The following is a 23,303-nucleotide window of genomic DNA, read 5'->3' as shown; positions in this document are numbered from 1 at the left end:
CAATTCGCTCGCTATGCGTTCAACACCCTGTCGAGCCCGCGCGTCATGTCCTCAATGATGCTTCGCGAGCCGATCGCTACCGGCGAGCGGTTGGCTCGCATTGCCATCGGCTCGCCCGAGCAGGGCAAGTGCCGGTGCAATCACTCCTTCCAGGAGGGCCTTTTCGGGACGAACGCGAGCCAGGACGCGAACGCCCATCAGAACGCCGAGCAGATGCCGGGCGAGAACGTCCGCGGGCAGTGACTGTGTGATGGTGCCGTCGGCTTGCCCCGCGGTGATGCGCTCGTGAAAAAAACTTTCGACGCGAGCCAGCACGCCAGCGATGATTTTCTGGAATTCGGCATCGTGTGGCGCCACTTCGAGAGCCGAGTTCACCAGCATGCATCCTTTGTGCTGGCGATCATTTAACGAGCGGTGCAGGATGTCGCCGAAAAACGTGGTGATTGCCTGAAGAGGCGCAAGCGCTTCGCACCGTCGTATGCGGTTGCCTACGCTTTCGCCCGCGTAGCGATCGAGCGCCGCCCGGAACAGGCCGCGTTTGTCGCCGTACGCGTTGTACAGGCTGGCTGCGGTGAGACCCGTTTTCTCAGTGAGGTCTTTCACTGATGTCCCTTCATAGCCGAACCTCCAGAAACACTGGATTGTCGCCTCAAGGACGGCATCTTCGTCAAATTCCCTTGGCCTCGCCATCTTGGTCACCTTGTTATGTCGTGACGCAGCGCGCTTGCCAACGTCGCTGCGATGAGGCATTATAGAATGGACGTTATAAAATGAAAAGGCGCGATTTCAATGCAATCTCGGATAGCCCAAACCCGTGAGAGCTGCGCGCGGAGGGAAAGACTCATGAAACCGCAGGAGCAGTCTGAGGACTTCAACGCCGAGTTTCGTCGCACTGCCAAGGCTGAGCGCGTTGCGCCGGGCGAGGCGAGGAACGAGGTGTTCGCCGCTCTGAAATCGTTTCGGGCGGTCTGATCAATGGCAAGCGTTGACAGATCGGCCGTGGCGGCCGCTGACCCGGCGCCTGCTCGACGAGGCCCCGCACGCACGCGCGTGGTGGGGTTCGCCTGGGCGGCGCTCACTGTCATGATCTTCTCGGGCTGGTTCGTCGTGACGCGGTTCGGCGTGACCCGCGAGCTGCGCATCTGGGACATTGCCGCGCTGCGGTTTGGCGTCGGCGCCTTGCTTCTCGCGCCGGCCGTGTTGCGCCGGGGTGCCCGCCTGCCGGCCGCTGCCTGGGGTGAAGGGCTGATATTTTCGGTGCTTTGGGGCGTGCCTTTCGTACTGCTCGTCGCGCTCGGGTTGAAGCTCACCTCGGCAGCGCAGGCGGCCTCCGTTGCACCGACATTGATGCCGGTCTTCGCCGGTGTATTTGCGTGGGGCTTTCTACGTGAGCGGCAGGGAAAAACGCGCTGGCTCGGTTATGCGGCGATCGTCGCCGGGCTTGGCTGCCTGGTGCACGCGGGCGCAACGGCACAGGGTGCGCCAAGCGCCTGGGGCATTCTCGCACTGGCGGCGGCCGCGGCCATGTGGGCGATCTATACGCTGCTGTTTCGGCGCAGCGGGCTGACACCGATCCAGTCCGCCGCGCTGATCTGCGTCTGGTCGAGCGCACTGTATCTTCCGCTCTACCTGTTCCTTGGCCTGAGCCGGCTGCGCCTTGCCTCTGCCGGCGAGATCGCACTCCAGGTCGTCTATCAGGGCGTGCTGATGAGCGGCGTCGCACTCATTACCTACAACCGCGCCGTCTCCCTGCTCGGCTCCTCCGCTGCGACCGCCATCATCGCGCTGGTCCCTGCTGTTGCCTCGATGCTCGCCATCCCCATTCTCGGCGAAACGCCATCGCTGGCCGAGGGCATCTCGATCGTCGTTATCGTGCTCGGCGTGCTGCTTGCTTCCCGGCCCACGCCCGCGCGCCGTGAATCAATCTTGTCACAAACCTGAGGGTACCCCGCCATGATCCGTTTTTATTTTCATCCAACGCCAAACCCGGCCAAGATCGCTCTGTTTCTGGAAGAGACCGGTCTTCCCTATGAGACGATGCCCATCGATACCAGCAAGGGCGAGCAGCACACCCAGGCGTTCCGCGCGATCAACCCCAACGGCAAGGTGCCCGCCATCGTCGACACGGAAGGGCCGGGCGGCGGGGAGGCACGAGTCTTCGACTCCACCGCGATCCTGCTCTATCTGGCGGAGAAGACCGGCAAGTTGCTCGGTGCACCACAAGACAGGCCCGAACTGCTTTCGTGGCTGCTGTTTCTCGCCTCCGGTCTTGGCCCGTTTTCGGGGCAGGCCGTGCACTTTCAGTTTGCCGCGCCCGAAGGGCTCGACTATGCGGTGAACCGCTATCGACGCGAGGCCGAGCGTCACTACCAGGTCCTGAACGATCACCTGGAAGGACGCACGTATATCGTCGGCGAAACCTACACGATCGCGGACATCTCGGCCTGGGGATGGCTCGATCGCGCCTCGCGCGTACTCAAGGGGGCCGACGATCCGCTGGGCTCGTTTCCGAACCTCAAGCGGCTGTTCGAGACGGTCGACGCCCGGCCGGCGGTCGCGCGCGCCAGAGCCGTCGGCAAGGATCACGAGTTCAAGAAGGTCAATGACGAAGAAACCCGGCGTGCGCTCTTTCCTTCGAACTATTCCCCGGTTGCCTGACGGGATGTTGAACTACTCGCTGCGTTTTTCAACACCCTGTTAAGTTGGCACCAGATGACAATGGAGATGAACATGGCAGATTCCCACGACTATATTCCCCCGCAGGTCTGGACCTGGAACAAACCCAGCGGCGGCACGTTTGCGAACATCAACCGGCCGGTCGCCGGCCCGACGCACGAGAAGGTGTTGCCGGTGGGCCGCCACCCGCTGCAGCTTTATTCGCTGGGCACGCCCAATGGCGTGAAAGTGACGATCATGCTCGAAGAGCTGCTCGCGGCAGGCCACACCGGTGCCGAGTATGACGCGTGGCTGATCCGGATCGGCGAGGGCGATCAGTTCGGCAGCGGCTTCGTGGAAATCAATCCGAACTCCAAGATCCCGGCGCTGCTCGACCGCAGCGGGGCGAAGCCGATCCGTGTGTTCGAGTCGGGCTCGATCCTGCTGTATCTGGCCGAGAAGTTCGGCGCGTTTCTTCCGCAAGAGCTCGCCGCCCGGACCGAGACGCTGAACTGGCTGTTCTGGCAGATGGGCAGCGCGCCCTACCTGGGAGGCGGCTTCGGCCATTTCTATGCCTATGCGCCGGTGAAGATCGAGTATGCGATCGACCGCTTCGCGATGGAGGTCAAGCGCCAATTGGACGTGCTCGACCGCCGTCTGGCCGAAAGCCAGTACCTCGCCGGGGACGAATACACCATCGCCGATATCGCGGTGTTCCCCTGGTACGGCGGCCTCGTCAGAGGCTGGCAATACGGCGCGGCGGAATTCCTGTCGGTGCAGGAGTACACCAACGTTCAGCGCTGGGCCGAGACCATCTTTGCGCGGCCGGCCGTGAAGCGCGGGCGCATGGTCAACAGAACGAGCGGCGAGCCGTCCGGACAGCTTCGCGAGCGTCACGACGCGCGCGATTTCGAGACGTCGACCCAGGACAAACTGGAAGGAAAGCAATCATGAAAATCGACGGCAAGCGCATTCTGATCACCGGCGGCTCGAGCGGCATTGGGCTCGCGCTGGCGCACGCGCTGCTTGCGAAGGGCGCGAAGGTTGTCGTCACCGGCCGCAGGCCCGACGTTCTGGCGAACGCCGTCCGAGAGCTCCAGGAAACCGCCCCGTCCGTGTCGGGCGTGGCCGCCGACGTGGCGAGCCCCGACGGCCGCGCGGCGACGATCAGGCAGGCGGTGGACACGCTCGGCGGCCTGGACGTGCTCGTCAACAATGCGGGCGGTGTGCGGGCCGGGCGCCTCGAAAACACGCCGGAAGCCGAGCTGCAGACAATGATAGAAGTCGATCTGGTTGCGCCCATCTTGCTGACGCGCGCGGCCCTGCCGGCGCTGCGCGCGGGCGGCGACGCGATGGTCGTGAACATTGCCTCCGGAATCGCGCTGATCGGTGCGCCGTTCTACGCGACCTATGCGGCGACCAAGGCCGGCCTGGCGCGCTTTGGCGAAGCGATGCGGCGCGAGCTCAAGGGCGAAGGCATTCATGTGCTGACTGCCTATCCCGGCGGCACCGACACGCCAATGATGCGATCAAACCGCGCCGGCCCTGAGCTCGGCTTTTCTCGCGAGCCGGCGTCCGCGGTGGCCGCGGCCATCGTGGAGGGCATCGAGGCGAATGCTTTCGAGGTGATCCGCGGTGGCGAGACACGCGCCCAGATGATTGCGCTCAACCGTGAGAATCCCGCTGCAGTCGACGAGCGCTTCCTTGGGCTGAAGCCCGCTCTCGAAGAAGCGGTGCGGGATCATTCGGCGCTCTGAGAAAAATCGGCGATAGGGGAGCGGCGTGCCGGCTCCCCAGGCGGACAGATATATCCGGCTCCGGGTGAGCGTCGGCCGCGCCAAGCGTCGATCGCCGTCGGGCAGAATGGGGCCATTCGGGGCGCTCGACATCATCGGTTAGATCGCCGACAATCCGCAGACCAGCCTGTTGGCGGCAATCGAAAGCAACCGATGAAGAGCAAGCCAGATTTCTCTCGCATCGCCTTATGGCTGATTTTCCTGGTAGCGAGCTCATCGGCCCATGCCGGATGGTATGAGGTCGTGAATTATGTCGGCACGATCGGTAGCCAGCCAATTCACTTGTCCCTGCAGACCTTTGGTTACATCGACCGTAACGAGCCCGGCCAGTGGCGCGTCGATGGCAGTTACTACTACGATGCCCATCGTATTCCCATCCCATTGCAAGGCAAACGTCGACCCAATGGCACGATGCAGTTGTGCGAGGCAACCGAGCCCGCTTCCTTTGCCGATTCGCCGAAGGTGCCGCCCCCTTCGGCAACGCGCCCCGTTCCCTGTCCTATCGAGTTGAAAATCAGCGGCACGCAGGCATCGGGCGAGTGGCGCGATGGAAAAAATAATCTGCCTATCACGTTGCATCAGGTTGGGCGCCTTGACGACACCGGTGAGCAGTCACCCCGCATCGTCGGTATCGTTGCAATACCAATGTGGCATCACACGAAAGATCATCTATTGCTGGGCGTGTACGAGTCTTCCGGAAGTTGTTCGTTGTCGATGGCCCGTTTGCGGCTCGTCAATATCAAAAGCGGTCGAATCGACAGGGAGATGAAATTCCCCTGCGGCACCGGCGTCGTGGCGACCCCCATTTATGCCAACGTTTATCGAGCCAGTAACCCGCGTTACGTGACCATCATTTCCCAGGGCGGCGATCATGGGATGGGCGACGACCAGGACGTCGAGGTTGAACCATAGACCCGTCGGAAGTCGTTGAGAGCGATCCAGTCCAGCTGATCGTGAGTGCGAGGCCGACGCCTTCCTGTCGCCCGCATCGACGAAGCCTCGCTGTAACGTACGGCTGCCTGCGATAGTCAGCCAAACGAACACCGGCAAACCACAAAACCTCATGGCAGATCACGTAGAACGCCAACCTTGATCTATCTCAAGGGACGAGAAAAGCAGCCTCGTAGCATGAACGAAACGGTGTGCGCGTCGCCCGGGAGCACAGCGACAGCGGGTTACTGAAGGAGCTTGCCATGCGAGTCTGGCTTATTCCAATTATCTTTGCGCTGGCGCTCAGCGGCTGCGCGTCCACCGAATCGGTCAAGGCGTCCAGGGAAGAGGGCGTGCATCGCGTCTACGCGGCACCCTACAAGGTGGTGTACGACGCCACGCTTGCTGCGGCGAAGGCAAAGAAGCTCGACCTGCTGGAAAGTGATCCGGCCGCTGGGCGCATCGTGGTCTCCCACGGCATTTCCTGGTGGAGCTGGGGCGAACGCATCGCCATATGGCTGCGCCCGCTGAGCGACTCGAGCACGGACGTTGCCATCGTGAGCAAGCCGATCCTCGCGCCGCTTAACTATCCACCGGACTGGACATCGCAACTGTTCGAGCAGATTGCGGCCGAGCTGCAATCGTCGGCAAGCAAGTGAGTTTGCGCAGCCTCTGGGGGCCGATGCGCAACCTGCGACGGTCTCCCGCCGCCGTTCGCACATCCGGCGAAGCGCTTGCCGGACCGACTGGTTCGCCCGGACTGCCTCTGCGCCACGTCACGTGTGAGCCTGCGTTATGAGACACGGCGGCACGCGCTATTGCAGACAATGCAGTCGTTCGAGGGGTGTGCGATTGCAGCACGTCCCGGCAACGGTACGCTGACCGCTCGATGTGTATTGAAAGCGTTCAGACGACACGGCGTCCCTGGTCGGTCGCCTTCCTCGGTTCGCGCACTGCGGATGCGTGTGCTTGCCTGCCACGTTGCAGGAGAAACACGCCACCGAGGATTGCGCCCATCGCAAGCAGTTCGACCGCGCCGATCGGTTCCTGCGCGATCCACGAACCCATCAACATTGCAGCGACCGGTGGAATGTACGTCACGCTGGAGGCGGTCACTGCTCCGAGCCGTCGGACGATGAAGTAATAAAGGATGTATGCGATTCCGGTGCCCGTCAGACCCAGTCCGAACACGAGGCCGACCAGCGCCCGGGCATCGCCCGTCACACGCCCGATGCCATGGAAATCCGTGACGCAGCCGATCAGGACCAGTGCAAAGCCGATCTGCCACGTCGACAGCGCGAGCGGCGAGAGGTCCAGGCTTGAAAGAAAGCGGCGCGCATACACGAACGAGCAGCCCACGCTCAGCGAGCCAGCCACCATATAGCCGACGCCGGGCAGGTTGACGCCAGCGGCGTGCGCATTCCATGGACGCGCAATCAGCAGGACACCGACGAATCCACTGGCGATGCCCGCGATCATTCGCGCGTTCGGGCGCTCCTCGCGCAGCAGCGCCCATGCACACAGGAAGGAAAAGAGCGGGATGGCGCCGCTCAACATCCCGGCAATGCTCGAGAACAGTAGCCCGGCTCCTTTCGCGAACGCATAGTAGTAGATCACCGTCGCAAGCAGCGACATCACCAGGAAGTGGTGAGCGTGCCGGAGATGGCGCCATTTGAGCGCCCTACTGAAAAGCGCGACCGCCAGTAGCGGGAGGAAGCCGAAAAGCACGCGCAGGAACACGATCTGGCTGGCAGCCAGATCGACGCTCGCCCACTTCATGAACAGAAAATTGGTGCCCCAGATCAGCCCGAGGGCGGCGAAAGCGAAATAAGCGGGGTTCATGGCAGCGCACCGGGAAAGCGGATGAAGTCCCGATTGTGTTCCGCACGACCATGCTCCACAAATGATTTAATATCGCGTATGCAATAGAAAAACTGAGTTATGAGATCAACGCCTCCACTGAAAGCCCTTCCCGCCTTCGAAGCCGCGATGCGACTTGGCAGTTTTACTCTTGCATCTCGGGAGCTGAACGTCACGCCCGGCGCGATAGGGCAGCAGATCCAGAAGCTTGAAGAATGGCTCGGCGTCGCGCTGTTCGTGCGCCAGATACGGCAATTGACGCCCACCGAGGACGGTCGCGCGTACTTCGCCCAGATTCAACCCGCGCTGGCGGAGCTTGTTCACGCAAGCCACCGCATTCGTGAGCGCCGCGGTAACGGCGTGCGCCTGTCGATGCCGCCGAGTTTTGCCGCGAAGTGGTTCGCCCCGCGCATGGCCGATTTCCTGCAGGCGAACCCGGGGATCGCGCTGAGCCTGAGTACGACGACGGCAATGGTCGACTTCGAATTGGACGGCGTCGATCTCGCGGTCAGGCATTTCGACGGGATAGATACGCGCCTATCCGTTCAAAGGCTGTGCGATGACGAGGCTCGCGCGTATTGCAGCCCGGCATACACGAAACAGCACCGCTTGAAGCGCCCCGACGATCTTCGCGCGGCGACCCTGCTTCATAACACGCTGCACCCGCACTGGGCTGCCTGGCTGGCTCGATTCAGCGGTCTCGACGGCGTGCGGATCGAAGCCACTGCCGGTATCCAGTTCGACCAGTCATTGATGGCGATCGACGCCGCAGTGCGTGCGCAAGGCGTTGTGCTGACGAGCCCTCTGTTGGTGGAAACGGAGCTGGCTCGCGGTGAACTGATTGAGCCGTTCGATCATGCGCTTGCCCTGGCTGCCAGCTACCACCTCGTCCATCCCGCGACTGCCGAACCCAGGCAAGCCGTTCAATCGCTCAAGGCCTGGTTCACTGACAGCATCACCGCCGGTCGTGTCCGGCGTGACATTCCGTAGTCGTGAGTGATCACCCCCATGACCGCTGTCGGCTCCGATGCCGGCGGCGCATCGTGCCGCGCGGCTGGTGGCCATGGTTCGTGGATTGCCGCATAAGGATTCGAAGAGCAGGCACAGAATCGAATTTTGAATGGCGGGGTGGTGGCTGGCGGGAGGCGGCCAATACCGGACGATCGAAACGGGAGCCTGGTTCGCGGATGCTAAGCTCGACCAGCATATGACCCTTGCCAATGCGTGCCGGAGGAAAAATGAGAAAGTCGGCGGTAGACCAGGCTTCAGACAATCTGAAGATGCTCCTCAGGCGCAGACGCAGCATCCGCTTCTATGATGAATTGCCTCTCAGCCTCTGTTCCGTTGAACGGATACTTGCCGCTGGTCAAAGCATTACATCAGATGATGGAAAGCGTACAGCCCCGTCGGCGCACGCTCTTTATCCACTGGATCTTTTTGTTATCGTTCGCAGAGTGCAAGGGCTGGAGCCGGGATTCTACGCATATGCACCCGCATCCCAGCAGCTTCTTTTGACCGGAAAACCATTAGCGGATGGCGTCTTGCTGTCTACATCGCTCGCTAACGACGAATGGTTGGAAGATGCTGCGATGGTCGTTGTTGTCGGCGCACGGCTTAACGAAGCCATCGGGCAATTTGCGGAACAACAGCCGGACGGAATGCGAGGTGCAAGGTACGTTCAATTCGAGGCCGGTGCTTGTACACAGAAAATGTATCTTGCGGTAGCTGCTGAGGGACTAGGTGCCGTCGTTGTAATGGGATTCGACGACGATCGCCTGAACGAGGCTTTGGGCCTTCCCAGACACACGGTTCCGATTGCGCTGTTCTGCGTTGGTCATCCGAAGGAACGCTAAGCAGCACGTTTAGGAGCGTGCCGATAAAGGTGTCCTTGCGAATTCGAATGACCGCTTTGGGGACCGTCAGATGTCTCTTGCGGGTCGAAAGCCGCCGTGTACCTGGCGAGGTGTTGAACGGTAGTGATGGGTCACTAGGCGCCGGTAGATATCAGGCAGAATACGGCCAGGAGGGGCCGGTCGACGCAGGTCGCTGAATCGGCAACAATCAGTCGATAGTTTCACAGGTTCTGGGGGCACTTTGATTCCAGAACACGCATGTGCGCTCATGTATGCGCGACTTGCACAGCAGTCAGACGGGCGCGGCGGCTGACCTCCGACCAATGTCAAAAGGACATCATGGCTGAAAACGAACTGGCGTTTGGCAAAGCAATCCCTGTTCTCGCGTCGCTCGACATTGCGCGAACACTGAAATTTTTCAATGAAGTGCTGGGGTTCAGAACGCGGCATCTCGACGACTTCTCGTATGGAATGGCCGCACGGGGCGACGTGGAAATCCATTTCTGGTTGTGCGACGACAAGCGGATCGCGGAAAACACTTCGTGCTATGTCCGTGTCGACGACATCTACGCATTTCACGCGGAACTGAAGCCGAAGATGCCGACATTGCAGGACGTCGCGCAAAGGGCCTGGGGCATGGCAGAACTCTACGTGATCGACCCCGACGGCAACCTGATCAAGTTCGGCCAGTCGATCAACGACAAGCCAGCGTTGCGCAATTCCTGACACTGGCGCGCCGTGGCTGCAGCGGCACTGAATTCCCCGACTGAGACGTTGAACGGTTGATTCGAATGGCCGTTATCGAAAATCTCGTATGTCGGTTTCGGGCCGATAAGCGAAATCACCGTCCCCTTTACAGAGCTTGAAGCCCAAAAATCCCGCTCGAGCCCGAGCCCGAGCCCGAGCCCGAGCCAAAGCTCAATGTCAAAGCGGGAGTGCGTCAAACATCACGACCATTTCAGCCAATTCTCGCCCGGCGCATCGTCAACCAATCCGAGTTGCGATACCGCCGCGAGGCCGACTGTTCATAGCTCGGTAGCGGCGGCAACTGACGAACGCGCTGCCTTCATTGTCGGATCGTGGCATCCGCCGTGCTCAGGAGGCTGGAGGTGGCGCTAACCCAGTCAAATAGCGAGTCAATCCCCAAGGTCGTCCAGGCGATCGGCCAGTCGACACAAATCATCCCCTGCTAGATCAGCGATTACCTGAAGACCCGCCAGCAAGCCTGCCGCCAAATGCGTTGTCAAATGCGCCCCTTCGTCACCTGGCGTTGCCTCCGCATGACTAGCCGTCAACACCGTTGTAATCGCCCGAATTGCCGACAGAGCATCATAGGCCGTGTTCAAGCTTTCGAGCACCGGCCCCGGTATGGCGTGCGTCGAGCCGAAGCGAGCGGCGTTGGCGTTGCGCGGCTGACAATGGTTGGTCGCATCGTGATCGATTGGAATCCTGTTTATTTTAGCCATGGCGCACCCCGCGACACTTGGCGCGTGGGTCAACGCGAAAGTCCGTTGAGCCGGACGCGTCGCCAGTTGCATGGGGTGAAATGAAGCCGTCAAATGCGTGTGCTGCCAAGCGCGGGCTACAGCAAGCGGTTTCGGGAGCGGTGGAGTTGGTTTGCTCAGAACGAGCAAGAGTTCGATGAACCATGGTTTGCCTCATTTTCGGTGCGCAAGCCAATGCCCCCAACGCCAATTGAGGGGTGGCGACTGAAACGGAAGTTGGCGTACCGATGAGGCACCGGCGAGCCTTGCGGCTCCTCCCGCCCAGTCGCCATAGAAAGCAAAACCAGGCGCGAAAAAGCCGCACATGTGGTCGCGGCTCTTTGCCGCCTCATGCAGGACGCCAATCCCGGTTCTCGTTGTTTAGAGAACGGTTGAAGAATAGTGGGAAGCACCACGATGGTCAAGACAAGTTGCCGCGCCATCGATCCAGCATGCAGTAGGGCCTCGCTATTCCGAAAAGCTAGTCTAGGTCGAGGGATGTCGGGGTTCGGCCAGCTACCGTTGCCCAACCGCGTTCTCAGCAGGGTATTCGAACGTTGGCCCCATCTTTGGACTGTACAATCACCCCGCCCATCACGGCCGCGAGGCCGCCTGTTCATCGCTTGGCGGCGGCGGCATCTGACGGCCGCGCTGCTTCCATTGCCGAATCGCCGCGTCCGCCGTGCTCAGAAAAGCGGAGGTGGCATTGGCGTCGCCGCGGCTTTTCTGGAAGTTGTCTTTGATGGCTTGTTGTTGTTCGGCTGGCGCCACGCTCAGGTGGCGGGCCAGCGCGATCCGCGCGAAGCCGGTGGCCGAGGCGTCGGCCGGGCTCGCGGTTTCGGTGACCGCGCCGAGCGGGCCCGACGCGGGGGCGGGCAGCGTCATTGGCGTGTCGCGTGGTGGATTGCCTATGAGCGATTCGAAACTGTTTGCCGCGCCGTCGCGCGCGGTCAACGGGCCCGCGAGGCCAAACAGCCGAGTCAGCGTCTTGGGGATCGAACTGTGGTCGTACCGGCGATGGTCGATCACATTTTTGCCGACCCGCGGCGATGCGATGATGCAGGGCACGCGCAGGCCAAGGCGGTCGAAAGCGAAATTATGCGTGTTGTATCTCGACCCCGGTCCGGCGTCACCGGGCGGCGTCGCCATCGGCGGCACCACGTGGTCGTAGAATCCGCCGTGCTCGTCGAACAGTACCACCAGCAGGCTGTCTTGCCAGACCCTGGAGGCGCGCAGGGTTTCGTACACGGTTTTGACGAGCTGCTCGCCTTTGCGCACGTCGCCCAGCGGATGCATGCTGTTGCCGCCCTGGAAGTTGTGCGACACGTCGTAGTCGGGCTCGATGAATACGTACGCGGCATCGAAAGCCGCGTCGTTGATCACTGCGGCGAAGTCGTCCATGTCGTGGAAGTGCCCGTCCATCTCGGCCAGGGTCATGCCTTTGATGGCGAGCACCTGCGGGAATGAATCGCCCTCGATGATTTTCCAGTTCAAGCCCCTGGCGGAAAGCTTGTCGAAAATCGTGCCGTTGGGCAGGTCGAATCCGGCCACGTAGTCTTCGATCGTCGCGCCGTCGCTCGGGCTGGCATCGAGCCCGCCGGAGGAGGCCGCGTGCACGAAAAAGCGGTTCGGCCAGGTCGGGCCCGGCAGCGACGAATACCACGCGTCGCACACCACGAATTCGCGCGCCAGCGCGTTGATCACCGGCAACTGGGCCGGCGTGTAGCTGTTCATCGCCCATTCCGGCCGATCCGAGCCGCACGCGGCGTAGTTGGCGACAAAGCCGCTGTTGGCCTTGCCGGGCGCCGCTGCCGGATACCTGCCGACGAGTTTGCCGTTGGCGTCGACGTTGGGCGGGCCCCACGCGCCGGCACCGCACAGGCAGGTCATCGTGTTCTCGAACTCGTGCCCCGGGTCCTTGTGCGTGTTGCTGAGCTGAAAGGGCGTGCCGTTGGCGTTGGCCGCGACCGGTTCGCTGGCTCGACGCGGATTGGGGTTGGTCGGCGGCGCGGCCGGGTCGATGCCGTTCGCCCGGGTGGGTGCGCCGGTCTCGGCATCGATGCCGGTCAACGCCGAGAACCCGAGAATATGATCGAACGACCGGTTCTCGAGCATCAGCACAAACACATGCTTGATCGGGGAGGCGCTGTTCGCTGCGGTTGCCATGGGTTCTCCTGTTTGGGCGTTGCCCGGCGCCGCGCCGAGCCGCCGGGCCGATGCGGCATTGAATATGTCGCCAGGACGACTATCTCAATGCGGGAGCGTAGGCCTGGCGGTGCTCCGTGTAAAGCGGCCACGCCCGCTGCTGGGCTGCGGTTCGGCTTCGGCGGTTCTGCCGCCACCCACGCCCTCCCGCCCAGAATCAGGCACAATTCGGGTATTGCCCTCGATCTGAATAGCGGCGGGGGTATGTTTCCCACCGATGACCTGATTCCGAGACAAGCAATGAGCGCCGAGCAATCCACCATTATCTACACTCTCACCGACGAAGCCCCGCTGCTGGCCACCAGCGCCTTTTTGCCGATCATTCGCACATTTACGGCGCCGGCGGGCATTCAGGTCGAGACCAGCGACATTTCCGTGGCTGGCCGCATTCTTGGCGAGTTTCCCGAATTTCTGACCGAGGAACAGCGCGTGCCGGACAACCTGGCCGAGCTGGGGCGGCTGACGCAGTTGCCCGACACCAATATCATCAAGCTGCCCAACATCAGCGCTTCGGTGCACCAGCTGGTCGGTGCGATCAAGGAATTGCAGTCCAAGGGCTACAACGTGCCGGATTTCCCCGAAGACCCGAAGACCGAGGTCGAGAAGACGATTCGCCAGCGCTATTCGAAGTGTCTGGGCAGTGCCGTGAACCCGGTGCTGCGCGAGGGCAACTCCGATCGCCGCGCGCCGGCCGCCGTAAAGAATTACGCACGCAAGCATCCGCACAGCATGGGCGAGTGGAGCATGGCCTCGCGCACGCACGTCGCGCACATGAAGCACGGCGACTTCTATCACGGCGAAAAGTCGATGACGCTCGACCGCGCGCGCGACGTCAAGATGGAACTGCTCACCGCCGACGGCAAGACCATTGTGCTCAAGCCGAAGGTCGCGCTGCAGGCGGGCGAGATCATCGACAGCATGTTCATGAGCAAGACGGCGCTGTGCGAATTCTATGAAGAGCAGATGGAAGACGCGCGCAAGACCGGCGTGATGCTGTCGCTGCACGTCAAGGCCACCATGATGAAGGTCTCGCACCCGATCGTGTTCGGCCATGCGGTCAAGATTTTCTACAAGGACGCCTTCGCCAAGCACGGCAAGCTGTTCGACGAGCTGGGCGTGAACGTGAATAACGGCCTGGTCAATCTGTACGACAAGATCGAGTCGCTGCCGAGCTCCAAGCGCGAGGAAATCATCCGCGACCTGCACGCCTGCCACGAACACCGCCCCGAGCTGGCGATGGTCGACTCGGCCAAGGGCATCTCCAACCTTTACGCGCCCAACGACGTGATCGTCGACGCCTCGATGCCGGCCATGATCCGCATCGGCGGCAAGATGTGGGGCGCCGACGGCCGCCCGAAGGACACCAAGGCGGTGATTCCGGAGAGCACCTTCGCCCGCATCTATCAGGAAGTGATCAACTTCTGCAAGACCAACGGCAACTTCGATCCGGTCACCATGGGCACCGTGCCCAACGTCGGGCTGATGGCGCAGCAGGCCGAGGAATACGGCTCGCACGACAAGACGTTCGAAGTGCCCGAAGCCGGCGAAGCCCGCATCGTCGACATCGCCACCGGTGAAGTGCTGCTGGTGCAAAACGTCGAGCAGGGCGACATCTGGCGCATGTGCCAGGTCAAGGACGCGCCGATTCGCGACTGGGTCAAGCTGGCCGTCACGCGCGCGCGCAATTCCGGCATGCCGGCGATTTTCTGGCTCGACCCGTACCGTCCGCACGAGGCCGAGCTGATCAAGAAGGTCGAGACCTACCTCAAGGACCACGACACCACCGGCCTGGACATCCAGATCATGTCGCAGGTGCGGGCGATGCGCTACACGCTCGAGCGCGTGATTCGCGGGCTCGACACCATCTCGGTCACCGGCAACATCCTGCGCGACTACCTCACCGACCTGTTCCCGATCATGGAACTCGGCACCAGCGCCAAGATGCTCTCGATCGTTCCGCTGATGGCCGGCGGCGGCATGTACGAGACGGGCGCCGGCGGCTCGGCCCCCAAGCACGTCAAGCAGCTGGTCGAAGAAAACCACCTGCGCTGGGATTCGCTGGGTGAATTCCTCGCGCTGGCCGTGTCGCTGGAGGAAACCGGCATCAAGACGGGCAATGCCCGCGCCAAGCTGCTCGCGCGCACGCTCGACGCGGCCACCGGCAAGCTGCTGGAAAACAACAAGAATCCGTCGCCCAAGACCGGCCAGCTCGACAATCGCGGCAGCCAGTTCTATCTGGCCCTGTACTGGGCGCAGGCGCTGGCCGAGCAAACCGAAGACGCCGAACTGGCGGCACGTTTCGCGCCGCTGGCTCAGCAACTGACCGACAACGAGCCGGCCATCGTGGCCGAGCTCTCTGCCGTGCAGGGCAAGCCGGTCGACATCGGCGGCTACTACAAGCCCGATTTCGCCAAGCTCGACGCCGTGATGCGCCCGAGCCAGACGTTCAACCGGGCGCTCGCCGCAGTCAACGCCGCATAAGCCGCGGCTGACTCCCGCCCGCCCGTCGGGGTGGGTGGGAGTCCGCACAATCTAGGACGGGGGCGCGCATTGGTCACCCCGGTGCGCTCCCGCGCTGTCCCCTCCGGTTCCCCGTCCCCCCGCCGCTTCCCCTGACATCGCCTGCATCGCGCCGCGACTGCCGCGCCGGTCCAGCGTTTCGCGCAACACCCCTCACCATGCCGCGCGTCGGCCGCCACCGCGCCGCCGCTTGTGCGCAAACAAATAGATCACGCTGTGATATATTATGGTCCGACCGGGCCGCTGCCGAACGCGGCGGCAGCGGTGACCACGAATCGCATCGTCGGCGGTTCGGCGCCAGCGGGAACCCCCCGCCGGCGATCGGCATACAGGCTTCGAGACGCCCGGCGCATCCCCTTGATCGGCCGCCTTGCATTCCGCCCTCCCGGGCGGGAGCGCAATGCACCGAACCGCCCCGCACTCCAAGGCCGCCCAGCGCTCGTCACGATGAGCGCCTCAGACGCAACACAAGAGCCCCGAGGGGCAAATTAAAAGTTCGGCATCGACACCTGAATTCCATGCATTCTCTCAAGCGCGATTTCGCGGCCAATTCCGGGCTGCTCAACATTGCAATGCTGGCCGCCGTCGTGGGCGCGCTGGGCACGCCCACGGCCTGGGTGTTGCTCAAGCTGATTTACTTCTTCACCAACCTGTTTTTTTATCAAACGTTTTCGTTCGCACTGCGCTCGCCGGCAAACAATCACCTCGGGCTGTGGGTGATCGCGATGCCGGTCATCGGCGGGCTGATCGTCGGCGTGATGGCGCGCTTCGGCTCCGACAAGATCCGCGGACACGGCATTCCCGAAGCCATCGAGGCGATTCTGTTCGGCAAGAGCCGCATGTCGCCGAAAGTCGCGGTGCTCAAACCGATCTCGTCGGGCATCGTCATCGGCAGCGGCGGGCCGTTCGGCGCGGAAGGGCCGATCATCATGACGGGCGGCGCGATCGGCTCGCTGATTGCCCAGCACTTCAAGCTCACCGCGGCCGAGCGTAAAACGCTGCTGGTCGCCGGCGCCGGGGCGGGCATGACCGCCATTTTCGGCACTCCGGTGGCGGCCGTGCTGCTGGCGGTAGAGCTGTTGCTGTTCGAATGGCGCCCGCGCAGCCTGCTGCCGGTGATCGTGGCCTGCTCGGTGGCCGATTTCACGCGCGTGTTCGTGTTCGAAGCCGGCCCGCTGTTTCCGCTGCAGACCGGCACCCTCGGCATCGCGGCGCTCGGCTCGTGCGTGATCGCCGGCTTGCTGGGCGGCGGATTGTCGGCGCTGATGACCGGCGCGCTGCACAAGATCGAAAATGTCTTCGAGAAACTGCCGGTGCATTGGATGTGGTGGCCGGCCATCGGCGGCGTGCTGGTGGGCGTCGGCGGCTACCTTCAGCCGCGCGCGCTGGGCGTGGGCTATGACGTCATCGCCGACCTGCTCAATGCGCATTTGGCGGTGAGCAGCGCGCTGGCGCTGCTGGTGGTCAAGGCGATCATCTGGTCGATCGCGCTGGGCTCGACCACTTCCGGCGGCGTGCTGGCGCCGTTGCTGATGATCGGCGCCGGCCTGGGCACCGTGCTCGCACCGGTGCTGCCCGGCGGCGGCGCTCACCTGTGGCCGCTGGTCTGCATGGCGGCGGTCCTGGCGGGCGTGCTTGGCGCACCTCTCACGGCGACAATCTTCTCGCTGGAGTTGACCCACGACGTCAATGCGCTGCTGCCGCTGTTGCTGGCCACCGGCATTTCCTATGGACTTACCGTGCTGACGATGAAGCGCTCCATCATGACGGAGAAAATCGCCCGGCGCGGCTTCCATATCTATCGCGAATACGGGGTCGATCCACTGGAGCGCCAATACGTGGAAGACGTCATGACGCGCGAGGTGCAATGTGTGCCCGCCACGCTGACGATCGGCCAGGCGCTGGCGGAATATTTTGGCGCTCAGCAGGTGCATCGCGCGTATCCGGTGGTCGACGGCGAACGGCACGTGATCGGCATGCTCGATCGCGCCACGCTGCTCAAGCAGCAGAACCACGAGGCGACGGTACGCACGCTATATGGCGCCAATCCGCCGCTGGTGGCGCTGCCCGACGAGACCTGCCGTCAGGTTGCCGCCCGCCTGGCCACGCACACACTCGAGCGTCTGCCGGTGGTCGAGCGTGCCGGCTCGACCCGCCTGATCGGCATCGTCGCCCGCAGCGATCTGATCACGCCGTCGCGCACCTGGATCGATGAAGAGCAAAAACGCGAGCGGCTCATCGGGCATGCGGCAATGCGCTGGCGGCGCAGAAAACCCACCGAAAAATCCGTGTAGCGTCGGCAGCGGCAGCCGGCCCGGCCAGTGCCGCTGCGGGTGAAGTCCGGGAGCGCATACAATAGGGGTCCGTGACGTTTTTATCGACCCATCCGAGGGAGATCGCCCCATGAAGCCAGCCCGCATGCTCGCCCTGCTATGCGCCACCGCCGCGCTGTCGGCAGCCCCTTCGCTGTATGCCCAGAGTAACCTGGGCTTCCTGCACGACACGCCGATGACCTTTCTGCAGGATCGCGACAGCGATGCCCTTTACGCGTCGGTCGCCAACGCGGCCGAACACAATCGCGACGGCCAAACCACCCGCTGGAGCAACGAGGGCATGGGCAACCCGGTGGTGGTGACAGCGGCCATTACTCCGCAAAAGACCGTCAAGACGGTGACCCAGACCTGCCGCGACCTGGTCGTGGTGCTGTACAGCAAAGGACAGAAGCAAGCCTTTTACCCCAACCTGTGCAGAACCGCCGATGGGAAGTGGCAACTCACGCGGCGTTGACCTGTAACGCCTCGGCCTCGGGGCGGCATGACATGCGGCCGCCGAGGCATGATCCGGAGAACTCCCATGTGCCGCTGGCTTGCCTATACCGGAAACCCCATCCAGCTCGAGACGGTCGTGTTTCGGGCCAAGCACTCGCTGATCGATCAAAGCCTGCACTCGCGCATGGGCGCGACTACCACCAACGGTGACGGCTTCGGCATCGGCTGGTACGGCCAGCCGCACGAAGCGCCGTTTCTTTACCGCAGCGTGAGCCCCGCCTGGCACGACCGCAATTTACGCGAGGCCGCGCGTGCGATTCGCTCGCCGCTGTTCATCGCTCATATTCGCGCGGCCACCGAGACGCCGGTGCAGGAGACCAATTGCCACCCGTTTCGCCATAACCGCTGGCTGTTCGCGCACAACGGGCTGATTCGCGACTTCCACGCCTTGCGGCGCGACCTGATGCTGAGCATCGATCCGGCGCTGTTCGGTGCGATCGAGGGCTCGACCGACTCGGAGGTGATGTTCTACCTGGCGCTGACGTACGGACTCGAGCAGCAGCCGGTTGCCGCACTCGAGCGCATGGCCGGGCGCATCGAGCAGATCGCCGCCGGTCATGGCGTCGAGAATCCGCTCAACATGACGGTCTGCGCGACCGACGGCGAGCAGGTCGTGGCGGTGCGCTACTCCAGCGAACACCAATCGCGCACGCTGTTTCACAGTACCTCCTTCAAGCATCTGCACGAACTCTACCCGCACGATCCGCGTATCAGCGCGGTCGGCGAAGACGCCTTCCTGGTGCTCTCTGAACCGCTGGTCGACCTGCACGACGCGTGGGAGGCGATCCCGGAGAGCACGGCCGTGGTCGCGCGTCGCGGCAGCATCACGCAACAGGCGTTTGCGCCGCGCGTGCGGAGTTGATGCGCCGGCGCGTGGCGTGCCGCGGCTGGATCACGCGCGTTTGCCGGCGGCGCGCGTGCGCGGCTTCGCCGCTGCCGAGGCCGTAGCGCCCTGGCGCAATTTGTCGAGCACGCGCCGCGTGGCCACCTTGCAATCCTCACCTTCGATCTTGTGCGCAATCTCGTCGACAAGTGTGCGCAGGTGGCGCTTGCTTTGTGCGAGGCGCCGCTGCAGCAACTCGATCTCGCCGATTTTTCGCTGAATGGTCTCGAGCAGCGCCGCGTGAGGCCACGCCTGCAGATCGGGCGGCAGGACAGCGCGGATTTCCTCCAGCGAAAACCCCGCACCCTGAGCGCAATTGATGATTTCCAGGCGGGTCAGGGTTTGCTGAGCGTATTCGCGATACCCGTTGGACTGGCGCTGCGTGGGCGGCAGCAGGCCCTGCGCCTCGTAGAAGCGGATTCGTGAGGCGGCAATACCGCTCAGTTTTGCCAGTTCGCCAATTTTCATCGCATTTTCCCGGTGCTTGACATTAAAGTTAACTTTAAGGTTAAGGTTGCGCTGTCGTCAATCGAGGAAACGCCGATGAAGCTGTTCACGCCCCTTGCGCTGCCCAACGGCGCCGTGATTCCGAACCGCCTGGCCAAGGCGGCAATGGAGGAAAACATGGCCGATGCCGACCATGCGCCGTCCGACGCGCTGCTGCGCCTGTACGATGCATGGGCTCGGGGTGGCGTGGGCCTCATTCTCACCGGCAATGTGATGGTCGACAGCCGGGCGATGACTGGCCCGAACGGCGTGGTGCTCGAAGACGACGCTCATCTCGAGCGCTTTCGTCGTTGGGCGCAAATTGCCCGCGCGCATGGCGCGCAGGTCTGGATGCAGATCAATCACCCAGGACGTCAGATGCAGGCCGCGCTGGGACAGACCACGCTCGCACCCTCGGCGGTGGCGCTGGATCTTGGCGGTTTGTCCAAACGGTTTGCGGTGCCCAAAGCCATGACGGACCACGATCTCGCCGAGCTCGAGCAGCGTTTCACCCGCAGTGCGATGCTCGCCGAGCAAAGCGGCTTCACGGGCGTGGAGATCCACGCCGCGCACGGTTACCTGCTTAGCCAGTTCCTGTCGCCATTGACCAACCTGCGGCAGGACCAATGGGGCGGCAGCATTGAAAATCGCGCCCGCTTATTGGTGCGCATCGTGCGCTCGGTGCGCAGCGCGGTCTCGCCCGGCTTTGCCGTGGCGGTCAAGCTGAATTCAGCTGATTTCCAGCGCGGCGGCTTCGATGCCGACGACGCCAGGCAGGTGGTCGAGATGCTCAATCCGCTGGGCGTCGATCTGGTCGAGTTGTCGGGCGGGAGCTACGAGGCGCCGGCGATGCAGGGGCAGGCACGCGACGGGCGCACGCTGGCGCGCGAAGCCTACTTCCTGGAGTTCGCGCGCGATATCGCGGCGATCGCGCAGATGCCCCTGATGGTGACCGGCGGCATCCGCCGCCGCGAAGTGGCCGAGCGGGTGACGGGCAGCGGCATTGCGATGGTCGGCATGGCGACGGCCTTATCCATCGCTCCGAACCTGCCGCGCGACTGGCTGGCGGGGCGCGACGAAGCGCCGATGCTGCGCCCGATCGCCTGGAAGAACAAAGTGCTCGGATCGCTGGCCAACATGGCGGTCGTCACGTTTCAGCTCAGGCGTCTGAGCCGGGGGCGTGCCGCCGATCCTGCCGTCTCGCCGCTCAGGGCGCTGATGCTGAGCCAACTCGCCACCGCCTGCCACACGCGTCGCTACCGTCGGTGGCGCGCTGCCCTGAGCGCCGCTCAAACCTCGAAGTAGCGCAGCCCCAGTGCGCCTTTGACTTCCGAGAGCGTCTGCGCGGCCGCCTCGCGCGCGCTGTCTGCACGCTAAAGCCGGACGTCGCCTACTCGATTCTCGAACTGCCCTCACGACGTGCAGGCTGGTGGTAGCCCGAAGAGGCGTTTCGCACGTTTCCCGAAAAAGCTCACCTTATCGGGCATGCTGGGGCGGCTACGCTCGCTTATCAGGGCTGCCATGCCGGTGGGCGCTTGGTTGAAGCCGCGCGCCGTTGGCTTATCTCAAGGACCTGTCGACGCGATTGCCGACACACCGTGCTGCTGACATAACGCGACTGCTTGCTCATCGCTGGACGCGAGATGAGCACCCCTGTTCAACCTCAGATTGAGCGCGCCGTATCAGTCAGTGGCGAGCACGAAAAATCAATATCACCATGAACAGGCCGTCTTCCCGGAAAGCGAAATGCAATCTTCCTCTATGACTGATCATCACTTCCTGGGCGATGGCTAAACCCAGGCTCGCGCCGCTGCGGCCGCCGCTGCGGGTGGAAAACGGTTTGCGAACCTGGTGCCATGCTTCAGGCGGGATGCCTGGCCCGTCGTCGATGAATCTCAGTTCCCAGTAACGCGAGCGATTTACAAGTTCCACGCGCAACAGGGATGGCGCTCCGTATTGCAATGCGTTATGCAAGATATTCTTGATGGCCTCCCGCAGCGCGGTGGGGTCGGCATCCACGATGCAGGGGGTGTCCGGGGTTCCAATGGACACATCGATTTCCCGCGACGGTCCGTCCGACAGGGCCTCGCTCATCTGGGCTCTGATCAATGCCGCAAGGTCGGTCGGCACGAGCGGCGTGGTTTGCGCCCGTTGCTGCACCATCGCGTGATGGATGAGCTGATTGATCAGCGCCCCCAGCTCGCGGGATAGGGTTTGGAGCCGGGACAGGTGCACCCGCTTTTTGCTTTCGTCCTCCTGGTTCGACAAGAGCTCCATTTGCGAGAGTAGTGCCGTCACGGGGGTGCGCAGCTGGTGAGCCGCTTCGGCCATTACGCGCCTGGACGCGGACTGGTGGGCGGCCAGGCGGCGCATGAAGCCGTTGAGCGTATCGACCAGGGTGCGAATTTCGATCGGCACCTCCAGCGATAGCGGCGAAAGCTCCAGCGGGTCTCGTTGGCGCAGGAATTGTTCGATGCGCTTGAGTGGCGAAAGCGCCTGGAAGAGCGTGAACATGGCGGCAATGATGGTCAGGATTCCCATGACCAGGATGACGACAAAGGTGTCGGCGGTCAGATCTCTGGCGAACGCAAATCGGGCATTTGTGGTTTGTGCCAGCATGGCGATCGCCCAGGGGTGCGGGCTGGTCACAGGCATGCGCCGGCCGGCGATGGCGATTCTGACCGGAACGCCTTTGTAGGTGCCGTTGAACAGCACGGGGCCGTTCCTGATCGCAGCCCAGGGAATATGCGGCCGAAAGTTGATATCGCCGGCGATTGTCCGGCCATTCGTATCGAGCACCGCATAGAAGGTCCTGTCGTCCGGCGAAAGATTCGAAATGGCCGCGATCGGGACATCGACGTTCACAGTGCCGTTGCGGTACCAGGTACTTCCTGCGATTTGCAGGACCTTGCTGGTCAGGATTTTGTCGTAGGCTTGGTTGGCGGCGTAATTGGTTGCCAGCCAAATGGCCACCAGCGACACTGCCGCGCTGCCCGCAAGAATCGCACCCGTGCGAGTCACCAGTCGCGTGTACAGTGAGTTTTTGGCCACTTTCATGGCACGACGACCTGATAGCCCAATCCGCGCAAGGTGCGGATGGAGAAATGGGCTCCGCTCAATTTTTTCCGCAGGCGTGCAACGTGCTGTTCCACCGTGTTGGCGTTGGGATTGTCGTCGATGCTGAACAGACGGTCGATGAGCGCATCCTTGCTGAAGATGCGCCCCGGCCGGGTGATCAGGATTTCCAGCAGCATGACCTCGCGGCGCGTCAAGTCCAGTGGGTTGCCGTCCAGTTCAGCCGCATGGGTTTTGAGATCGATCGTAAGGTTGGCGCAGGTCAGCGCACTGGTGGAGTGGCCGATGGCCTGCCGCAATAGCGCCCGGATGCGGGCCTCCAGTTCGCGAAAATCAAAGGGCTTCACGAGGTAGTCGCTGGCGCCCATGTCCAGCGCCCGCACCCGCTCCTCGATTTCCGCCAATGCGGTCAGCATGAGAACCGGCGTCTTCACCTTTTTTTCGCCCAAGCGTTTGAGCAGCGACAGACCATCGAGATCCGGCAGCATGATGTCCAGGATGAGAAGGTCGTAGAAATCGGCGGTGACAAGGTCGGCTGCGCGCCTGCCGTTGGACTCCCAGTCGATCACGTGGCCCATGCGCTGCACGCAGGCGACAATTGCTTCGGCCACGTCAGCAACGTCCTCCACCAAAAGAATGCGCATAAATTCAATTATCCATTCGTCAGATTCAGCAAAGGTTCGGCCGATAGCATACTGACCAACAAGTATAAATGTTCAGGAGGAGAC

General features: G+C 62.8%; 22 protein-coding genes. 15 read left to right on the top strand and 7 right to left on the bottom strand.

What is annotated here, in order from left to right:
- Nucleotides 1-51 precede the first annotated feature (51 nt).
- On the bottom strand, nt 52-690 hold the full coding sequence (locus PATSB16_RS17815; RefSeq protein WP_047216721.1) for a TetR/AcrR family transcriptional regulator: 639 nt from the start codon (nt 688-690) through the stop codon (nt 52-54).
- Between the two features lie 153 nt (nt 691-843).
- Here PATSB16_RS17815 and PATSB16_RS21215 point away from each other — a divergent pair, with 153 nt between their 5' ends.
- The 7 genes from PATSB16_RS21215 (at nt 844) to PATSB16_RS17780 (ending at nt 6,040) form a co-directional block, all read left to right on the top strand.
- On the top strand, nt 844-972 hold the full coding sequence (locus PATSB16_RS21215; RefSeq protein WP_257786658.1) for a hypothetical protein: 129 nt from the start codon (nt 844-846) through the stop codon (nt 970-972).
- A gap of 3 nt (nt 973-975) precedes the next feature.
- Complete coding sequence (locus PATSB16_RS17805; protein ID WP_052892743.1) at nt 976-1,941, top strand: DMT family transporter; 966 nt, start codon at nt 976-978, stop codon at nt 1,939-1,941.
- Nucleotides 1,942-1,953: 12 nt separating this feature from the next.
- Nucleotides 1,954-2,658: a glutathione S-transferase family protein gene (locus tag PATSB16_RS17800; RefSeq protein WP_047215383.1), complete on the top strand. Its 705-nt coding sequence runs from the start codon at nt 1,954-1,956 to the stop codon at nt 2,656-2,658.
- Between the two features lie 72 nt (nt 2,659-2,730).
- Nucleotides 2,731-3,609 (top strand): glutathione-dependent disulfide-bond oxidoreductase, encoded by an 879-nt coding sequence (gene yghU, locus PATSB16_RS17795; RefSeq protein ID WP_047215382.1) that lies wholly within the window; start codon nt 2,731-2,733, stop codon nt 3,607-3,609.
- Entirely contained in the window at nt 3,606-4,412 is an 807-nt protein-coding gene (locus PATSB16_RS17790; RefSeq protein WP_047215381.1) for an SDR family NAD(P)-dependent oxidoreductase, read from the top strand. Before yghU ends, PATSB16_RS17790 begins: the two co-directional genes overlap by 4 nt.
- Before the next feature lie 192 nt (nt 4,413-4,604).
- Nucleotides 4,605-5,363: a hypothetical protein gene (locus PATSB16_RS17785; protein ID WP_047215380.1), complete on the top strand. Its 759-nt coding sequence runs from the start codon at nt 4,605-4,607 to the stop codon at nt 5,361-5,363.
- A 281-nt stretch (nt 5,364-5,644) separates the two neighbouring features.
- Entirely contained in the window at nt 5,645-6,040 is a 396-nt protein-coding gene (locus tag PATSB16_RS17780) for a hypothetical protein (RefSeq protein WP_047215379.1), read from the top strand.
- Nucleotides 6,041-6,287: 247 nt separating this feature from the next.
- Here PATSB16_RS17780 and PATSB16_RS17775 read toward each other — a convergent pair whose 3' ends face one another.
- Nucleotides 6,288-7,223 carry a DMT family transporter gene (locus PATSB16_RS17775; RefSeq protein ID WP_047215378.1) on the bottom strand — a complete coding sequence of 312 codons (936 nt, stop codon included), beginning with the start codon at nt 7,221-7,223 and terminating at the stop codon, nt 6,288-6,290.
- Between the two features lie 99 nt (nt 7,224-7,322).
- On the opposite strand from PATSB16_RS17775, the gene PATSB16_RS17770 reads away from it, so the two are divergent.
- From PATSB16_RS17770 to PATSB16_RS17760, 3 genes are all read left to right on the top strand, one after another.
- A complete protein-coding gene (locus PATSB16_RS17770) occupies nt 7,323-8,231 on the top strand; it encodes a LysR substrate-binding domain-containing protein (protein ID WP_047215377.1) in 909 nt (302 codons plus the stop codon).
- Between the two features lie 248 nt (nt 8,232-8,479).
- On the top strand, nt 8,480-9,094 hold the full coding sequence (locus PATSB16_RS17765; protein WP_047215376.1) for a SagB/ThcOx family dehydrogenase: 615 nt from the start codon (nt 8,480-8,482) through the stop codon (nt 9,092-9,094).
- Between the two features lie 339 nt (nt 9,095-9,433).
- Nucleotides 9,434-9,820, top strand: coding sequence for a bleomycin resistance protein (locus PATSB16_RS17760; RefSeq protein WP_047215375.1), 387 nt, complete (start codon nt 9,434-9,436; stop codon nt 9,818-9,820).
- A 410-nt stretch (nt 9,821-10,230) separates the two neighbouring features.
- On the opposite strand, the gene PATSB16_RS17755 is transcribed toward PATSB16_RS17760, so the two are convergent.
- Both PATSB16_RS17755 and PATSB16_RS17750 read right to left on the bottom strand, forming a co-directional pair.
- Nucleotides 10,231-10,560, bottom strand: coding sequence for a hypothetical protein (locus PATSB16_RS17755; RefSeq protein WP_156884806.1), 330 nt, complete (start codon nt 10,558-10,560; stop codon nt 10,231-10,233).
- A 612-nt stretch (nt 10,561-11,172) separates the two neighbouring features.
- Nucleotides 11,173-12,744 carry an alkaline phosphatase family protein gene (locus PATSB16_RS17750; protein ID WP_052892742.1) on the bottom strand — a complete coding sequence of 524 codons (1,572 nt, stop codon included), beginning with the start codon at nt 12,742-12,744 and terminating at the stop codon, nt 11,173-11,175.
- 279 nt (nt 12,745-13,023) lie between these two features.
- Here PATSB16_RS17750 and PATSB16_RS17745 point away from each other — a divergent pair, with 279 nt between their 5' ends.
- From PATSB16_RS17745 to PATSB16_RS17730, 4 genes are all read left to right on the top strand, one after another.
- A complete protein-coding gene (locus PATSB16_RS17745; protein WP_047215371.1) occupies nt 13,024-15,264 on the top strand; it encodes an NADP-dependent isocitrate dehydrogenase in 2,241 nt (746 codons plus the stop codon).
- A gap of 557 nt (nt 15,265-15,821) precedes the next feature.
- Nucleotides 15,822-17,597, top strand: a complete 1,776-nt coding sequence (locus PATSB16_RS17740) for a chloride channel protein (RefSeq protein WP_047215370.1) — start codon at nt 15,822-15,824, stop codon at nt 17,595-17,597.
- A gap of 109 nt (nt 17,598-17,706) precedes the next feature.
- Complete coding sequence (locus PATSB16_RS17735; protein WP_052892741.1) at nt 17,707-18,090, top strand: hypothetical protein; 384 nt, start codon at nt 17,707-17,709, stop codon at nt 18,088-18,090.
- Nucleotides 18,091-18,156: 66 nt separating this feature from the next.
- Nucleotides 18,157-18,993, top strand: coding sequence for a class II glutamine amidotransferase (locus tag PATSB16_RS17730; RefSeq protein ID WP_047215369.1), 837 nt, complete (start codon nt 18,157-18,159; stop codon nt 18,991-18,993).
- Nucleotides 18,994-19,023: 30 nt separating this feature from the next.
- On the opposite strand, the gene PATSB16_RS17725 is transcribed toward PATSB16_RS17730, so the two are convergent.
- Nucleotides 19,024-19,482, bottom strand: coding sequence for a MerR family transcriptional regulator (locus tag PATSB16_RS17725; protein ID WP_047215368.1), 459 nt, complete (start codon nt 19,480-19,482; stop codon nt 19,024-19,026).
- Nucleotides 19,483-19,557: 75 nt separating this feature from the next.
- Here PATSB16_RS17725 and PATSB16_RS17720 point away from each other — a divergent pair, with 75 nt between their 5' ends.
- Complete coding sequence (locus PATSB16_RS17720; RefSeq protein ID WP_047215367.1) at nt 19,558-20,805, top strand: NADH:flavin oxidoreductase/NADH oxidase family protein; 1,248 nt, start codon at nt 19,558-19,560, stop codon at nt 20,803-20,805.
- Nucleotides 20,806-21,186: 381 nt separating this feature from the next.
- Here the strand turns inward: PATSB16_RS17720 and PATSB16_RS17715 are convergent, their stop codons facing one another.
- Nucleotides 21,187-22,482 carry a sensor histidine kinase gene (locus PATSB16_RS17715; RefSeq protein WP_237170259.1) on the bottom strand — a complete coding sequence of 432 codons (1,296 nt, stop codon included), beginning with the start codon at nt 22,480-22,482 and terminating at the stop codon, nt 21,187-21,189.
- A gap of 71 nt (nt 22,483-22,553) precedes the next feature.
- The gene (locus PATSB16_RS17710; protein WP_047215364.1) at nt 22,554-23,219 is read right to left on the bottom strand and encodes a response regulator transcription factor; all 666 of its coding nucleotides are present in this window, start codon (nt 23,217-23,219) and stop codon (nt 22,554-22,556) included.
- Between the last annotated feature and the right edge of the window lie 84 nt (nt 23,220-23,303).

It is taken from the genome of Pandoraea thiooxydans, assembly GCF_001931675.1.
Classification (GTDB): Bacteria; Pseudomonadota; Gammaproteobacteria; order Burkholderiales; family Burkholderiaceae; genus Pandoraea; species Pandoraea thiooxydans.
Note: the sequence above shows the minus strand (reverse complement) of the source record. Positions and strands in the feature narration are given on the sequence as shown.

Coding starts and splice junctions, on each gene's coding strand:
- PATSB16_RS17745 (WP_047215371.1), top strand. CDS start 13,024: ATGAGCGCCGAGCAATCCACCATTATCTACACTCTCACCGACGAAGCC.
- PATSB16_RS17730 (WP_047215369.1), top strand. CDS start 18,157: ATGTGCCGCTGGCTTGCCTATACCGGAAACCCCATCCAGCTCGAGACG.
- PATSB16_RS17785 (WP_047215380.1), top strand. CDS start 4,605: ATGAAGAGCAAGCCAGATTTCTCTCGCATCGCCTTATGGCTGATTTTC.
- PATSB16_RS17710 (WP_047215364.1), bottom strand. CDS start 23,219: ATGCGCATTCTTTTGGTGGAGGACGTTGCTGACGTGGCCGAAGCAATT.
- PATSB16_RS17740 (WP_047215370.1), top strand. CDS start 15,822: ATGCATTCTCTCAAGCGCGATTTCGCGGCCAATTCCGGGCTGCTCAAC.
- PATSB16_RS17800 (WP_047215383.1), top strand. CDS start 1,954: ATGATCCGTTTTTATTTTCATCCAACGCCAAACCCGGCCAAGATCGCT.
- PATSB16_RS17775 (WP_047215378.1), bottom strand. CDS start 7,223: ATGAACCCCGCTTATTTCGCTTTCGCCGCCCTCGGGCTGATCTGGGGC.
- PATSB16_RS17755 (WP_156884806.1), bottom strand. CDS start 10,560: ATGGCTAAAATAAACAGGATTCCAATCGATCACGATGCGACCAACCAT.
- PATSB16_RS17805 (WP_052892743.1), top strand. CDS start 976: ATGGCAAGCGTTGACAGATCGGCCGTGGCGGCCGCTGACCCGGCGCCT.
- PATSB16_RS17790 (WP_047215381.1), top strand. CDS start 3,606: ATGAAAATCGACGGCAAGCGCATTCTGATCACCGGCGGCTCGAGCGGC.
- PATSB16_RS17725 (WP_047215368.1), bottom strand. CDS start 19,482: ATGAAAATTGGCGAACTGGCAAAACTGAGCGGTATTGCCGCCTCACGA.
- PATSB16_RS17760 (WP_047215375.1), top strand. CDS start 9,434: ATGGCTGAAAACGAACTGGCGTTTGGCAAAGCAATCCCTGTTCTCGCG.
- PATSB16_RS17765 (WP_047215376.1), top strand. CDS start 8,480: ATGAGAAAGTCGGCGGTAGACCAGGCTTCAGACAATCTGAAGATGCTC.
- PATSB16_RS17720 (WP_047215367.1), top strand. CDS start 19,558: ATGAAGCTGTTCACGCCCCTTGCGCTGCCCAACGGCGCCGTGATTCCG.
- PATSB16_RS17780 (WP_047215379.1), top strand. CDS start 5,645: ATGCGAGTCTGGCTTATTCCAATTATCTTTGCGCTGGCGCTCAGCGGC.
- PATSB16_RS17750 (WP_052892742.1), bottom strand. CDS start 12,744: ATGGCAACCGCAGCGAACAGCGCCTCCCCGATCAAGCATGTGTTTGTG.
- PATSB16_RS21215 (WP_257786658.1), top strand. CDS start 844: ATGAAACCGCAGGAGCAGTCTGAGGACTTCAACGCCGAGTTTCGTCGC.
- yghU (WP_047215382.1), top strand. CDS start 2,731: ATGGCAGATTCCCACGACTATATTCCCCCGCAGGTCTGGACCTGGAAC.
- PATSB16_RS17770 (WP_047215377.1), top strand. CDS start 7,323: ATGAGATCAACGCCTCCACTGAAAGCCCTTCCCGCCTTCGAAGCCGCG.
- PATSB16_RS17815 (WP_047216721.1), bottom strand. CDS start 690: ATGGCGAGGCCAAGGGAATTTGACGAAGATGCCGTCCTTGAGGCGACA.
- PATSB16_RS17735 (WP_052892741.1), top strand. CDS start 17,707: ATGAAGCCAGCCCGCATGCTCGCCCTGCTATGCGCCACCGCCGCGCTG.